The 15,017-nt window shown below is 64.7% G+C and carries 14 protein-coding genes; all 14 read right to left on the reverse strand.

All coding sequences use genetic code 11. The features are described 5' to 3' along the window. Position 1 precedes the first annotated feature (1 nt). Entirely contained in the window at positions 2 to 331 is a 330-nt protein-coding gene (locus JI749_RS15340) for a TfoX/Sxy family protein (RefSeq protein WP_201662905.1), read from the reverse strand. Then, a complete protein-coding gene (locus JI749_RS15345; protein WP_201655851.1) occupies positions 328 to 1,425 on the reverse strand; it encodes a DUF917 domain-containing protein in 1,098 nt (365 codons plus the stop codon). The genes JI749_RS15340 and JI749_RS15345 overlap by 4 nt, the downstream gene beginning before the upstream one ends. Next, complete coding sequence (locus tag JI749_RS15350; protein WP_201655854.1) at positions 1,426 to 2,679, reverse strand: Zn-dependent hydrolase; 1,254 nt, start codon at positions 2,677 to 2,679, stop codon at positions 1,426 to 1,428. Next, positions 2,676 to 4,034 carry a dihydroorotase gene (locus JI749_RS15355; RefSeq protein WP_201655857.1) on the reverse strand — a complete coding sequence of 453 codons (1,359 nt, stop codon included), beginning with the start codon at positions 4,032 to 4,034 and terminating at the stop codon, positions 2,676 to 2,678. Before JI749_RS15355 ends, JI749_RS15350 begins: the two co-directional genes overlap by 4 nt. A 48-nt stretch (positions 4,035 to 4,082) precedes the next feature. After that, positions 4,083 to 4,835, reverse strand: a complete 753-nt coding sequence (locus JI749_RS15360) for an ABC transporter permease (RefSeq protein WP_201655860.1) — start codon at positions 4,833 to 4,835, stop codon at positions 4,083 to 4,085. Further along, positions 4,832 to 5,767, reverse strand: a complete 936-nt coding sequence (locus JI749_RS15365) for an ABC transporter ATP-binding protein (protein ID WP_201655863.1) — start codon at positions 5,765 to 5,767, stop codon at positions 4,832 to 4,834. Before JI749_RS15365 ends, JI749_RS15360 begins: the two co-directional genes overlap by 4 nt. After that, the gene (locus tag JI749_RS15370) at positions 5,764 to 6,957 is read right to left on the reverse strand and encodes an ABC transporter permease (RefSeq protein WP_201655866.1); all 1,194 of its coding nucleotides are present in this window, start codon (positions 6,955 to 6,957) and stop codon (positions 5,764 to 5,766) included. Before JI749_RS15370 ends, JI749_RS15365 begins: the two co-directional genes overlap by 4 nt. Positions 6,958 to 7,142: 185 nt before the next feature. Next, on the reverse strand, positions 7,143 to 8,054 hold the full coding sequence (gene osmF / locus JI749_RS15375; RefSeq protein WP_201655869.1) for a glycine betaine ABC transporter substrate-binding protein OsmF: 912 nt from the start codon (positions 8,052 to 8,054) through the stop codon (positions 7,143 to 7,145). A 131-nt stretch (positions 8,055 to 8,185) separates the two neighbouring features. Then, a complete protein-coding gene (locus tag JI749_RS15380) occupies positions 8,186 to 9,745 on the reverse strand; it encodes an aromatic amino acid lyase (RefSeq protein ID WP_233280783.1) in 1,560 nt (519 codons plus the stop codon). 58 nt (positions 9,746 to 9,803) lie between these two features. Next, positions 9,804 to 10,136, reverse strand: a complete 333-nt coding sequence (gene rhaM, locus JI749_RS15385; RefSeq protein ID WP_201655872.1) for an L-rhamnose mutarotase — start codon at positions 10,134 to 10,136, stop codon at positions 9,804 to 9,806. Then, on the reverse strand, positions 10,133 to 11,128 hold the full coding sequence (locus JI749_RS15390) for an ABC transporter permease (RefSeq protein ID WP_201655876.1): 996 nt from the start codon (positions 11,126 to 11,128) through the stop codon (positions 10,133 to 10,135). The genes rhaM and JI749_RS15390 overlap by 4 nt, the downstream gene beginning before the upstream one ends. Positions 11,129 to 11,288: 160 nt before the next feature. After that, the gene (locus JI749_RS15395) at positions 11,289 to 12,266 is read right to left on the reverse strand and encodes an ABC transporter permease (RefSeq protein ID WP_201655879.1); all 978 of its coding nucleotides are present in this window, start codon (positions 12,264 to 12,266) and stop codon (positions 11,289 to 11,291) included. Further along, positions 12,263 to 13,768, reverse strand: coding sequence for a sugar ABC transporter ATP-binding protein (locus tag JI749_RS15400; RefSeq protein WP_233280784.1), 1,506 nt, complete (start codon positions 13,766 to 13,768; stop codon positions 12,263 to 12,265). Before JI749_RS15400 ends, JI749_RS15395 begins: the two co-directional genes overlap by 4 nt. 223 nt (positions 13,769 to 13,991) lie before the next feature. Beyond that, positions 13,992 to 14,978, reverse strand: a complete 987-nt coding sequence (gene rhaS, locus JI749_RS15405; protein ID WP_201655885.1) for a rhamnose ABC transporter substrate-binding protein — start codon at positions 14,976 to 14,978, stop codon at positions 13,992 to 13,994. Positions 14,979 to 15,017 lie beyond the last annotated feature (39 nt).

Genomic DNA, 15,017 nt, shown 5'->3' on the forward strand with positions numbered 1-15,017 from the left:
CTCAGAGCTTTGCAGGTTGGGCGCGGACGAAGGCCAGCGCTGCATCGAGCAAGCGAAGCCGCAGGGCATCGTCGGCATAGGCCTCCGGCCCGGCCACGACCCAGCCGGGATAGGGCCGGCTGCCATCGAGCTGGTGGATATCGGGCAGAGCCAGTGCCCAACCATCGTTGCCCTTGCCGAGCCGCACCATCAGGCCACGGTCGCTGGCGCCGCAGAGCAGATGGCCGTCCAGCAGCCAGGTGCGCCCGCCGAACATAGCCTTTTCCGTCAAGCCCGGCAGCCCGCCAATACGTTCCAGAACCAGTTCCTCCAGCCCTGCGTCGCGCATCAGGTGGCTCCATCCAGCGCGTAACTTGCCAGGTCGATGCCCATGCGGTCCTCGACAAAGGGGTAAACCGCCGGATCGAGCACGCTCGAGCTCAGCGGAATGATGGTCTTGGGCACGTGGAGCACGAAGACATACATGCCTCGTCCGAGCTGGCCGACGGACAGTGCCTGCCCGGCCGCGTCGAGCGTTGTGATGACGTCGGGGAAGGTCGCGAGCCGCGTGCCCCCGGCATCCTCCACCGCCATATATTCGTTCATGATATGGAGGGTCGTTGCCTTGTCCCCTTCGCCGATCGTTACCTTGCCGATATCGAAGGCTTCCTTGGTGTAGGTCACGTCGATGGCGGTTATGTAGCCCTTGACGAGGATCGCGCCACCGGTCGTCTTGACGATGGCGTCGATGACCGAACCCGGTCCCTTGCCCTCGGCCGCGATCATTGCCTCACCCAGCTTCAGCGCCAGCGAAATGCCGCCCAGGGCTGCGTGCTTCTGCACATAGCTGGCGCGCAGGGGATTGCGGCATGAAGCGATGAAGCCGCCCGACATATCCGCCGCCGTGCGCAGGATGGGCGACACCTTGGCGGTGGCACCGCGCGTGACCAGTTCGATGTAGCGGTTTTCGGCGCGGTTGCCGCCGACGGCGGTCTGGATCATCTGCTCGGGCGATCCGGCCATGCCGATCGAGCCCATGTCGCCGGTCGGGTGGGCCCGGATGTCGCCGACCGCATCGACGACCTTGGTGCCCAGGATCGCCGAGGGTAGCCAGCCGTTGAGGGTCGAGGATTTTCCGTTCTGTCCAACCATGAGGCCGCTGAGCTTTTCGCCCAGAGCATCCTGCAGCAACTGCACGGCCTTGATGTAGTCGACGCCGCGCATCTCCCAAGGCGTTGTCGATGCCGGCGCACCGATAGCCGCGGCCGTGGCGACCCAGTCGTCGGGGTCGAGTTCCTCGATGCTGACCAATTCCGGCTGCCCGGCCCGGACGGCAGCCGTGCCGAGCATGCGGCCGTGGTCGGCCCAACCGCCACCGCCCGCCGCATAGACCGAGCCGCCACGCACGGCGGCTTCGACGTCCTTTTCAGTGAGGATGCGGCCCATTCAGGTGTTTCCTTGCAATTTGCTGTCGAGCGCCAGCACAGCGTCCAGCAGAACGGCCGCGCCCAGCGCAATGTCGTCTGTCGCCGCGAACTCGTCCGGCGCGTGGCTGCGGCCATCGACGCAGGGCACGAAAATCATCGCAGCGCGGGTGATCCGGGCCATCCAGGCCGTGTCATGCCCGGCACCCGATGCCATGCGCCGATGGCTGGCGCCCGCCGTTTCGCAGGCCGCGTCCAGCACCTCGAGAAGGTCGGCGTTGCAGGGGGTCGGCGGGTTGTCCGAGACGATGCGCGGCACCGAGACGGTCACACCGGTCTTTTCGGCAATGGCAGCTGCGCCGCGGTCGAGCTCATCGATGAAACGGTCCATGTCCTCACGTTGCTCGGCGCGAGCGTCGATCAGCATACGCACCCGGGCGGGGACGACGTTGGCAGCATTGGGCGTCATCTCGAACTCGCCCACGGTGGCAGCGAAATGGGCGTCGCCGCTGGCCAGGGCCCGGGCCAGTTCCTCCACCCCAAGGGCGATCCAGGCGGCGGTGGTCAGGGCATCCTTGCGCGAGCCCATGGGCGTCGTCCCGGCATGGTCCGCCCTGCCCTCGACGATCACTTCGATGCGCGTGATACCGGCTATGGCGGTCACGACGCCGATGTCGAGCTTGTCGTTCTGCAGCACGGGGCCCTGCTCGATATGCAGTTCGAGGAACGCCTTGATATCGTCGCGGCGGGCCGATAGCCGGGGGTCACCGCCGACCTGGGTGATGCCGGTTTCCAGTGTCAGCCCGTCGCTGGTCCGGTCCAGCCACTCCGCCGGCCGCGTGCCGGTCATCCCCCGGCTGCCGATACAGGAGACGCCGAAGATCGAGACTTCTTCGGCAAGGAAATCAACCACTTCCAGTGTATGCTCCAGCACCATGCCGCGGTCGCGCATGGCCCTGGCGACCTCCAGCGCGGCCACGACTCCGGCAATGCCATCGAACCGTCCGCCATCAGGGACGGTATCAGAATGGCTGCCCAGCATGATGGTGCCCAGTTCAGGGCGCGTGCCGGGAATAGTGCCGATCAGGTTGCCGGCAGCGTCGATGCGGGTGACGGCCCCGGCATTTTGCATAGCCTTTTCAAGCCATTGGCGACCCTCAAGGAACATCGGGGTGAAGGCACGACGCGTCCATGGCCGCCCCGGCTCGGTGATGGCCGCCAGGGCGTCGATATCGGCGGCAATGCGATCGGGGCGGATAGGCGTGTTGGGAATCAAGGCCTTAGCTCCGGCCTGATGAACCTTCCGGTGCCGGGTTCGGCGACATTGGTGCCGTCGAACACCTGCTGGCCGCGGAGGTAGGTCAGGCCCACGGTCCAGGGCAGTTCGATGCCATTGTAGGGCGACCAGTCCACGACGTTATGGCCGCTGGCGGCCGCGTCGTACCGGACAGGGCGGGAGAAAAGCACTGTGATATCAGCATCTTTGCCTGCGGTAAGCGCGCCCTTGCTGTGATCGAGGCGGAAATGGCGGGCCGGATTTTCCGCCATCAGCCTGGCGGCCCAGGTGAGCGGAATATCGCGCTGAAGCGCACCCATCACGAAGAGCGGCACCATGACTTCGAGGCCGGGAACGCCGGAAGCATTGGCAAGCATGCTTGGAGAATTCTTGCGGTTTTCTGACCAGCTGACGTGATCGGTGCTGACCATCGTCACATTGCCGGCCCGGACATGCTCCCAGAGCTTTTCGACTTCGGCACGCGGGCGGATCGGCGGGTTGATCTTGGCCTTGCCGCCGAGCCGGGCGACGTCGTTTTCCTCGTCCAGCGTCAGGTAGTGGATGCAGCACTCGATGGTGGCGGCGTAGCCCTGGTCACGATAGGTGCGGGCGATTTCGTAGCCGCGGCCGAGCGAGCAATGGACGACATGGGCGGGGCAGCCGGTCTGGGCGCCGGTTTCGTAGATTTGCAGCGAGGCCAGCAGTTCGGTCAGCGGGGGGCGGCTCAGGGCATGGGCGCGGTAGTCGGTGATGCCAGCGGCCTCGACCTTGGCCATGGCGGCGCGAACCATCTCGTCGTCCTCGTTGTGGACGCCGGCGGTCAGCCCGGTCCTGGCGACCGCGGCGAAGCACTCTTCCAGCAAAGCGGGCGGGATGCGCGGAAAGCGGATCGGGTCGGTACCGAACGTCGAGAACTTGAAGGCGGCGACACCGGCCTCGGCCTGCTCGGCAATGCGGGCGGCGCCTTCCTGGGGGTTGATGGTGCCATAAAGGGCGAAATCGACGCGGGCTTGTGGCTCCGCATGGGCGACCTTGATGCGAACAGCCTCGGCCGAGCAGACGAGGTTGCCCTCGTCATAGGGCATGTCGACGATGGTGGTGACGCCACCTGCCGCGGCCGAGCGGGTCGACCAGATGAAATCTTCCTGATTCTTCTGGCTGAGCGAATGGGTCTGGGCATCGATGGCGCCGGGGAGGATCAGGGCATTGCCGAGGGCGTGGCGGCCGCGGGCAGATGGGGCGGTGCCTTCGCCGACGTGATCTATCTTGCCCTCGCGAACGGCAAGGTAGCCGTTTTCGACGATGCGGTCTGGCAGCACGACGGTGCCGGAGAGAACGAGATCGAAATCGGACATCATAAGACTCTCAACATACGCAGTGTCATTCCGGCGAAGGCCGGCTCCTCACCCCGCTGCTCTCCCCAATTGCCCGGTGCGAGCCATCAGCCAGCGCTCCAGGGCCGAGAGGGCATCATAGATCAGCACGGCCAGAACGCCGACAATAAGGCCGCCCTGGAGAACGAAGGCGGTATTGCTTGAGAGCAGGCCGGCAATGATGACCTCGCCCAGCGTGCGGGCCGCTACCGTCGAGCCAATGGTGGCGGTGGCCAGCGAGATGACTACCGACAGCCTGATGCCGGCCAGGATGACCGGCAGCGCCAGCGGCAGCTCCACCTTGACCAGCCGCTGCCAGCCGGTCATGCCGACGCCCTTGGCCGCATCGGTGACCGCCGGCGGCAGATTGCCGAGGCCGGTCAGCGTGTTTTCGAAAATGGGCAGGAGGCCATAGAGGAACAGCGCGACCAGCGTTGGCGCCGTACCGAAGCCAAGCATTGGCACAGCTAGAGCCAGGACCGCCACGGGTGGAAAAGTCTGGCCCACATTGGCCAGCGAGCGCGAGAGCAGCAGGAACTCGGCGCCGAACGGTCGGGTGACGATAATGGCCAGGCCGACGGCAATCACCGTCGAAGCCAAGGTCGCGGCCAGGACGATGGCCAGATGGTTGAGCGTGATGTCGAGCAGGCTGCCCTGGTTGTAGATTGCAGGCTGCCCGTTCTTGGTGAAGATACCGAAGAACCCGGCAAACAGCTCCGGGTTGACCAGGAACAGCATGAGGATGACGAGTGCCGCCAGCCTGATGAGATTGCCCGCGGTCATTGCGGTCGCGCCGCCAGCCGGCTGAGGGCGTCGAGCGTCACCTGGCCGATGATCTGGCCATCGCGCCGCACCGGAAGCGCCGGCCGGCCCGACCAGAGCAGTTCGGCGTAGGCATCGCGCAGCGAGGCGCTGGCTTCGATAGGCTCGCCGGACACCTCACCAGCTTCAATGTGATCAGCGACCTTGGCCAGCGACAAGAGCCGGAACGGGCGCTCGCTGCTGCCGATCAGTTCAGCCACGAAGGGCGTCGCCGGATTGGCGATGATCTCGGCCGGCTTGGCAAATTGCAGCAGCTTGCCCTTGTCCATCACGGCGATCTTGTCGCCCAGGTGAATGGCCTCTTCCATGTCGTGGGTCACCAGCACGATCGTCGTGCCCATCTTGCACTGGATGGCCAGCAGGTCCTCCTGCGCCTTGGCGCGGATCACCGGATCGAGCGCGCCATAGGGCTCGTCCATCAGCAGGATATTTGGCGATGCCGCCAGGGCGCGCGCCACACCGACGCGCTGCTGCTGGCCGCCCGAGAGCTCATGTGGCAGTCGATCACGGAACTGGCCCGGATCGAGCTGGAACAGGCTCAGCAGTTCGTCGACGCGGGCGGCGATTTTGGCCTTGTCCCAGCCGAGCAGCTTGGGCACCGTTGCGATATTCTGCCCGACGCTGCGATGGGGAAACAGGCCGTGGCCCTGAATGGCATAGCCGATGCGGCGGCGCAGCTCATAGGCAGGGATGCCCGCAATGTCCTCGCCGTCGATGCGGATATGGCCCGAAGTCGGCTCCACCAGCTTGTTGATCATGCGCATCAGCGTGGTCTTGCCCGAGCCCGACGTGCCGACAATCACGCAGATCGTGCGGGGTTCGATGGTCAGGGTCACGCGATCGACTACGGCCGTGCCGTTGTAAGTCTTGGTGATGTCGTCGATCTCGATCATGGGCTGCGCCCCCCGCGCGAAGTCATCTCCACCAAGGCATCGAGCACCACGGCGGCAGCAAAGGCCAGGGCCACGGTCGGGACCGCGCCCAGCAGCACCAGGTCCATGGCCGTCTGGCCGATGCCCTGGAACACGAAGACACCAAAGCCACCGCCGCCGATCAGCGCGGCAATGGTGGCGAGGCCGATATTCTGCACCAGGACGATGCGGATGCCGGTGAGGATGACGGGAAAGGCCAGCGGCAGTTCAACCTGAGCCAGCCGCTGCGTGCCGGTCATGCCCATGCCCCTGGCGGCGTCCACTGCCGCGGGCGAAACGCTTTGGAGACCCACGACCGTGTTGGACACGATCGGCAGCAGCGAATAGGCAAAGAGGGCGACCATGGCCGGTGCCGCGCCGATCCCCGAAATACCGATGGCCGAAGCGCCCGGCACGTTGGCCGCGACCCAGGCGAGAGGAGCTATGAGGAGGCCGAACAGCGCGATGGAGGGGATGGTCTGGACGATATTGAGCACGTTCAGGACGGCGGCGCGCAATGGCCTTACCTTGTAGCACACGATGCCCAGGGGCACGCCGACGACGGTGGCGATCGCCACCGAGCCGAAGGCCAATGCCAGATGGGTGCGCGCTTCGGCCCAGAAGGCGGGCGCGCGGGTGGCATATTCCTTGAGGATCGAAAGGTCGTTCCAGTTGCCGCTCCACAGCAGGATACCGGCGGCAATGCCGACGGCGAGCAGGATACCGATGCGGATCAGCGGCGCCAGATGCAGGCGGGTCAGGGCATCGGTCACCAGGAGGGCAAAGGCGAAGACCAGCAGCCAAAACCCAGCTCCGGGGGAGACGCGGGCAAAGGTATCGCCCTCGGGGGTGAGATAGAAGCCGGCCCAGCCGACGGAAACGAAGAGCACTGCCAGCACCAGGAAGCCGGAAACGAGCTTTGCCACGACCGGGAAGCGCAGCAGCGCGGTGACGAAGCCTACCACTAGCACGCCGATCATGAGGCCGGAGGCGAAGCCGGGGAGTGCGTCGAGCAGCGAGCGAGGCTCTCCCAGCACGATGCGATTGGCGCGGAACAAGGCAAAGGGCAGCGCGGCCCCCGCGGCAGCGATAAGTGCGATCAACACGCCGAGCTTGTCGAGGGCGAGCCAGCCGGGACGGTCTGCCGAGGTCGTCGTATCGGCGATGCTCATGCTGGCTCCGGGTTTGGTCACTGGCATCGCTGGAGGAGGATGGACCCCTCACCCTACCCTCTCCCCGGAGGGGCGAGGGTTTCAGATCCGTGCTTGTGGCAATATTTCGCCACAAGCGCTGCGCAGGCTCCCTCGCCCCTCCGGGGAGAGGGTTGGGGTGAGGGGTCTACCCCCACCCCGTCAGCTTACTTCAAAAAGCCGCCCTTGGTCAGGTAGTCGGTTGCCACGGCGGCTGCAGCTTCGCCGCCGACCTGGACGCGGCCATTGAGGTCCTGCAGCACTTCGAGGGTCAGGCCTTCAAACACCGGCTTGAGCAGCTCTTCGATCTGCGGGTATTCGGCCAGCACTTCCTCGCGGATGATCGGGGCGGGCTGATAGACCGGCTGCACGCCCTTGTCGTCTTCGAGCACCTTGAGGCCCGAAGGCGCGATGCCGCCATCGGTGCCATAGACCATGGCGGCGTTAACGCCGTTGGTCTGCTGGGCAGCAGCAGCGATCGTCGCGGCCGTGTCACCGCCGCTCAGAGTCACGAGCTGGTCTGGCTTGAGGGTGAAGCCATAGACTTCCTGGAACTTGGGCAAGGCCGCCGGCGAGTTCACGAACTCGGCGGAAGCCGCCAGCTTCACCTCGCCCCCGCCGGCAACCCAGGCACCGAATTCGGTGAAGGTATTGAGCTTGTTGGCCTCGGCCACATCGTTGCGGATGGCGACGGCCCAGGTGTTGTTGGCCGGGGACGGGGTCAGCCAGACGATCTTGTTGGCATCGAAGTCGAGCTTGGCGGCTTCGGCGTAGGCCGATTCAGCATTGTTCCACAGCGGGTCGTCCGCCTTTTCGAAGAAGAAGGCCGCATTGCCGGTATATTCGGGGTAGATGTCGATTTCGCCAGCGGTGATGGCCTCGCGCACGATGGGCGTGCCACCGAGCTGGATGCGGTCTTCGACCGGGATGTCGTTGGCTTCGAGCACCTGCTTGATGATGTTGCCCAGCACACCGCCTTCGGTGTCGATCTTGGAGGAGACGACGACCTGGGCGCTCGCCGCGGTCATGGTGATGGCGAGTGCCGCAACGGCAGTCAGCAGCGTGGAAGTGAGGCGCATTGATTTCTCCGTTTTCTCCGGGCTCCAAGCCCGGCTGTCCCTGTTGGGCGCATGATCGTGAAACCCGGAACCCGCTTTTCCGATCATGCCCTAGCGTAACCCTTTGGCAGAATTGGGCGAGGCTCTGGTTGCTAGGCGACCGGGCCCAGCGCGAAAAACTCGTCCAACTCCATAATCGTCGAGTGAGAAATTAGTTCGTTCATAAGTGCATCGGCGGCCAGTGCCTGTTCGACGGCTTCCACCTCGGCCGATAGCGGGCGGTCCTGCCAGTATGTGTCAGCATGCTGGCGTACCAGCCGGTAGATGATGGCCGGGACATTGCCCGGCGTATCGCCCGATATATCCATGGCCTGCGCGGCCAGCATGGCTTCGAGGGCCGCCAGGCGCCGCAGGGCAAGCACCTGGCGCTCCAGCCGCTCCACGACCAGGGGCAGGAAGGCGGCCTCGTCCTCGAGGCCATCCGCCACGACCATGGAATTGGCCGAGATGGGATTGGTCATGGTCAATACGCGGGCGAAAAGCTCGCCGGCCAGCTTGATGATCGGCCCGAAGCCGGTGGCGATGGCGCCGGGCTTGACCAGGTTGACCGGCAGGTCGCGGCGGCCCCCGTTGCCCAGAAGGACGCAACGGTTGAACGAATTTCGCGCGATGTGGGCCAGCCCCAGTTGCGCGGTCTGCAAGAACACCGTGACATCGAGCGGCAGCGAACCGCCCGAGGTCAGCACCTGCCCGCCGGCAACGACGGGATTGTCATCGGTCCGCCCGGTGGCGGCCAGCAGGATTTTTCCCGCCGCGACCAGGGTTTCGAAACCGGTGGCAAAGACCTGGCTCATCATGCGCAGGCTGAGCGGATCCTGGATATGGGTGGCGTTGGGCCAGTCCCAACCCTTGGCGTTGAAATAGAGCCAGGCGCCGATCCCTGCTTCGCGTTCGGTGCCGACATGGGCTACGGCCTTCCACGGATCGCGCGACGCGCCCAGGGCGCCTGCCGTGGTGAGGCCGGTCGCCAGCATGACCCTGACCGCGCCAGCGGCGTCGCGGATTGCATTGGCGGCGGCGGCGTAACCCACCGCATTGGTCGAAATCGAGGCCAGGCTGTCGCGCGGAGCCAGGCGGAATGCCTTGAGCCCGGCGGCGGCCAGGGCATCGCCGGCCGGTTGGCGTCGGCCATCGAACATGGCCTCCCCTGCCCCGGTCAATACGGCGCCGATCTGCCCCATCAGGCCGATATCGGCGCAGCCGATGGAGCCCGTGCGGCGCACGACGGGCACGACGTCGGCCGAGAGCAGCGCAAGGTAGGCATCCACCAGATCGGTGGTGCAGCCGACGCGACCGGTCAGCGCCATGTTGACCCGGATGGCCATGGCAATGCGCACGATCTCGCTGGAAAAAGCGTCGCCCGTACCGAAATGATGCGCCCGCACCAGGCCCATATTGAAGGCATCGAGCTGGTCATCGGTCCATTCGATGTCCTTCATGGCGCCAACGCCGGTGGTCGAGCCGTAGACCGGCTGGTGATGGGCGATGGCGTCCTCGACCACACCGCGCGCCTGGGCCACGCGCACCAATGCATCGGCATCGGCGACCAGACGCGCCTTGCGCGCGCCGATGCGGGCGATGTCGGCGAAGCTCAGCGGCTTGCCGCTGAGGGTGATGGGCGCGCCACGCATGGTCATGGTCAGATCGTTCATGACGCCAAGCTAGCGGCCCTGTTGTCCGCAAGCAATTGGAGTCGGTGCCGGGCGCCCGTCACTTCATCCAGAACATGGGCACGAGGTCGACGGCGATCGGCTCGTTCTTGTCGTTGGTCGCCATCACGTCTGCCATATGGGCCCACCAGCGCTGCATGACGGCGGTATTCGGCAGGTCGGCCATGCCGTGGTCCTTGCGGCGCCACAATACGCCAAAGAGGATGTTGGTCTCTTCATCGAGGTGGATCGAATAGTCCTTCACGCCGGCCTCATGCAGCAGGTCGACCAGCTCGGGGAAAATCTCGTCATGGCGCTTCCGGTATTCGGCGGCCATGCCCGGATTGAGCTGCATCTTGAAGGCGTGTTTCTCGTAGCCGCCATCCTCGATCATGCGCGCTGCCTCCACATGCGGAACAGGATCGGCAGCGCGATCACGACGATCAGCAGCGTGCCGGTGAAAATGGTCATGACGATGCCGGGCACGTTGAGCAAGCCCAGGCCGAAGGTGACGAGGCCGACGATCAGCGCCGCCAGCACCACGCCCAGGATGGAGCCGGCGCCGCCCAGGATGGATACGCCGCCCAATACTACCATGGTGATGGCCTCGAGCTCGAAGCCTTCGGCGATCGACGGGCGGGTCGAGCCGAGCCGGGCCGTTAGCAGCACGGCGGCAATGCCGCTCATCAGGCCCGTGAGGCAGAACAGGATGAACTTGATGCGGTCGACGCGGACGCCGGAGAATTTCGCAGCGACGTCGTTATTGCCGATGGCGAAGATACGGCGGCCGAAATTGGTGCGATGCAGCAGCACCCAGTAGATGAGCGCACAGACGAGGAACAGCACCAGCTCGAACGAGATCACCCACCAGACATAGCCCTGTCCGAACCAGGAGAAGGTCGCCGGATAACCCTTGAAGCTCTGGTCGCCAAGGATGATGAAGGCGATGCCGCGGAAGAGGCTCATGGTACCGATGGTGACCACGATGGATGGCAGCTTGAGACCGGTCACCAGGAAGCCATTGAAGGCGCCGCAGAGGATGCCGATACCGACGCCGACGGCAACCAGTGTTGGCGTGTCGGCGCCGTATTGCAGCGCCAGGCCCATCATGGTCGAGGCCAGCGCGATGATCGCAGCCACCGACAGATCGATCTCGCCTGCGATGATGAGCAGCGCCATGGCCAGCGCGATCAGCGCCTTCTCGGTGAAGTTGAAGGTGAGGTCGGAAAGGCTCCAGGCGTTGAGGAAATAGGGCGAGGCGAAGGAATTGAGGATGAAGATCGCTACGACCACGACGACGAGCAGCGATTCCCAGCTCAGCACGGCGGACTTGAGCGGGTTGTCGAGGCGGTTGGGGAGCGAGCGGTGGAGGGATGTGTCGGTCATTTGTACACGTGCCCGATGATCGAGAGCCACGGTGCGGGCCTCCCTCCCCCTTGAGGGGAGGGAATGAGGGTGGGGGTCGTTCGGTGATCCACTGATGGACCCCCACCCCCAACCCCTCCCCTCAAGGGGGAGGGGAGCCTTGCGCTCAGCGTATTTGACATCACACCGCCTCCGCCTTCTTTAAAATAACCCGGCCCTGACGGCGTTCGCCGCGCGCGTTGAGGACGACAGCCAGCAGGATGGCCGTACCGGAGATGGCCATCTGCCAGAAGGGCGAGATGTTGATGACCGGCAGGGCGTTGTTGATGACGCCCAGGAAGATGGCGCCGAGCAAGACGCCGGCGACGCTGCCGATGCCGCCGGCGATCGAGACGCCGCCGATGACGCAGGCGGCGATGATGGTGAGCTCATAGCCACCGGCGACTTCCACCGAGGCGATGACGTAGCGGGAAATCCAGAGGTAGCCGCAAAGGCCCGCGACCGCGCCCGAAATGACGAAGGCGTAGAACTTGGTGCGGCCCACATTGATGCCGGTATAGACCGAGGCCGTCGGGTTGACGCCGATGGCGTAGAGCGAGCGTCCCAGTGGGGTGCGCGTCATCACCACCCAGAACAGCAGCGCGGTTACGATCGCGAACCAGCTCAGCAGCGGCAGACCGAGGAACACGGCGCGCTGCAGGTTGATGAAATCGGGGCTCATCTGCGCCGCGTTGACCCAAGCGCCGCCGGAAATGACGAAGACGAGACCGCGGTAGATAGTGAGCGTGCCCAGGGTCACCACGATGGGCGGAATATTGAGCTTCCACACCAGGACGCCGTTGAAGGCGCCGAGGCCTGCCCCAACCACAACGCACATGGCCATCAGCAAGGGCACCGGCACGCCAGGAAAGGCCGCATTGGTCATGGCGACGATCATGCCCGTCAGGGCCAGGTTGGCGGCCATGGAGAGATCGATGGAGCGCGTCAGAATGACGGCCATCTGGCCCAGCGCCAGCATCATCAGGATGGAGGTGTCGTTGAAGATGGTCAGCAGGTTGCCCGGCTGGGCGAAGCGCGGGAAGCGCGCCGTCACCAGCACGAGAACGAGCAGGATCGCCAGAAAGAGGAAGACTTCGCGATGCTTGAGGAGACGGCTCATGCTGCCTGCTCCTCGGCAATGCCGGCAGCCAGCCGCACCAGCGTTTCCGGCTTTAGGCCCTTGTTGTCGAGCGTGTCGATGACCCTGCCCTCGCGCATGACGACGATGCGGTCGCTCATGCCCAGCACTTCGGGCAGTTCGGACGACACCATGATGACGCTGAGGCCCTGCGCCACCAGCTCGGCCATGAAGCCATGCACTGCGGCTTTCGAGCCGATGTCGATGCCTTTGGTGGGTTCGTCCAGAATGATGACCTTGGGCAGCGTGGCCAGCCACTTGGCGATCACCACCTTCTGCTGGTTGCCGCCCGAGAGAGTCGAGACGTTCTGGCTGAGCGAGGAGGCGCGCAGGTCCAGCCGCTCGGTGTAGGTGCGCGCCAGTGCAAACTCCTCTGCCATGCGCAGGAAGCCGCTCTTGCTGGTCTTGCCCAGCGAGGGCAACGAGACATTCTTGAAGATGGGCTCGCCGGTAATGACGCCCTGCTTGCCGCGCTCCTCAGGCACATAGACGATGCCGGCATCGACGGCATCGGCCGGGGACCTGGGTGCAATGGCGGCGCCGTCGAGGCTCAACGTGCCCGCTGAAGTCCGGGTCAGGCCGAAGACGGCCTGCATCACTTCGGAGCGCCCCGCCCCGACCAACCCGTAGAAGCCAAGGATTTCGCCCTCGCGGACGAAGAAGGAAATGTCCTCGAACTCGGTGGGGTGGCTGAGGCCCTTGGCCTCCAGCACCGTCTGCCCGATGACAGCAGTGCGTTCGGGGAAGATCTGGTCGACGGCGCGTCCGACCATCATCTGGACGATCTGGCCCTGGCTGGTGTCCCTGATGAAGCCCTTGCCCACCTGCTCGCCATCGCGGAACACGGTGAAGCGGTCGGCGATGCGGTAGATTTCGTCGAATTTGTGCGAGATGAACAGGATCGCCTTGCCGTCCTGCTTGAGCAGTTCGATCAGGACATAGAGGTCCTCAATCTCCTTCTGGCTCAGCGCGGCAGTGGGCTCATCCATGATGACGACCTGCGCGTCGATACTGAGCGCCCGCGCCACGGCCACCAGGTGCTTCTTGGCAATGCCGAGTTCCCTAAGCTTGATGCCGGCATCGATACCTGCGGCCATGGAATCCAGCGTTTCCTGCGCTTCGGCGCGCATGGTGCGCCAATCGATCAATCCGAAACGGCCGCGCGGCGCGTGGCCCAGATAGATGTTTTCGGCGACCGTCATCTCGTCGAACAGCACGGTTTCCTGATGGATGGCCGTGATGCCCAGGGCCGAAGCAGAATGGGCAGTTGGCAGGGTGACGCGTTGTCCACCGACGCGGATTTCGCCGGCGTCAGGCTGGTAGATGCCGGTCAGGGTCTTGACCAAGGTCGACTTACCGGCCCCATTTTCGCCGATCAGCGCGGTGACCTCACCGGCATAAAGCTCCAGCGACACATCATGCAGCGCCCGCACGCCGGGAAAGCTCTTGGATATGCCTGACAGCGTGAGGATGGGGTCGGTCATAGTCTTCGGTTTCATCCTTCACCGCCGGGCGCGATAGTGCAGTCGACACCCTCCCCCTTGCGGGGAGGGATCAAGGGTGGGGGATGTTTGGCCACGATGTAGATCGGGGCTCTCAACACCCCCTCCCAACCTCCCCCGTCAAGGGGGAGGTGCCGTCCGGTGGTCGGGTTAGATCGTAGCTCATTCAGCTGGCTCGGCGCCGAAGCGCCGAGCCGAAGACAGATCAGTAGATCTTCGAGAATTCTTCGATGTTGGACTTGTCGAAGGTGAAGGGGGCGGCCATGGCGCCCGAGTTGGTGTCGTCGAGGGTCAGTTCACCCATGCGGCCCATCGACAGCACGGCACCCGGCTTGGCTTCGCCGCCCTTGACCAGGTCATTGGCCAGCATGACGGCGGCGTAACCCAGGTCGATCGGGTTCCACAAAGCCACGGCCTGCGAAGCGCCATTGTCGATGAACTGCTTGAACTCGGACGGCAGGGCCAGACCGGTCACGTTGATCTTGCCGATCAGGTTCTGGTCGGTGACGACCTGGGCAGCAGCCACGACGCCGACGGTGGTCGGCGCAATGATGGCCTTGAGGTCGGGATAAGAGGCGATCAGGCCCTTGGCTTCGTCGGTCGACTTCACCGAGTCGTCGTCGCCATAGACGACCGAGACGAGGTTGATATTGGGGAACTTCTCGGGCAGCACGGCCTTGGCGGCTTCGATCCAGGCATTCTGGTTGGTCGCGGTCGAGGAGGCCGAAAGGATGGCGACGTCGCCACCATCGGGCAGGTAGTCGGCAGCAAGCTTGATGATGGTTTCGCCGATCAGGGCAGTTTCCGACGGGTTCAGGTGGAGCTGGCGGCCTTCAGGGGCAACGCCCGAATCCCAGCTGATCACTTTGATGCCGCGTTCCATGGCCTTCTGCAGGGCCGGGACGAGAGCGTCCGGATCGTTGGCCGAGATGGCGATGGCGTCGACCTGCTGGGCGATCAGCGAGTTGATGACTTCGATCTGGGCCTCTGCGGTGGCAGCGGTCGGGCCGGTATAGATGACTTCAACGTCACCCAGTTCGGCGGCGGCTTCCTGGGCGCCCTTGTTGGCGGCATCAAAGAAGCCGTTGCCGAGCGACTTGACGACCAGCGCGATGCGGGTCTGGGCAAAGGCCGGGCTGGCCAGCAGGGCTGCGACGGCGGTGGTGGCCGCCAGGAGCTTCAAGAATTTCATTTGTTGGATCCCTCCCTGGGACGTTCTGGTCTTGTGGTC

Source organism: Devosia oryziradicis (assembly GCF_016698645.1).
GTDB classification, from domain to species: Bacteria; Pseudomonadota; Alphaproteobacteria; order Rhizobiales; family Devosiaceae; genus Devosia; species Devosia oryziradicis.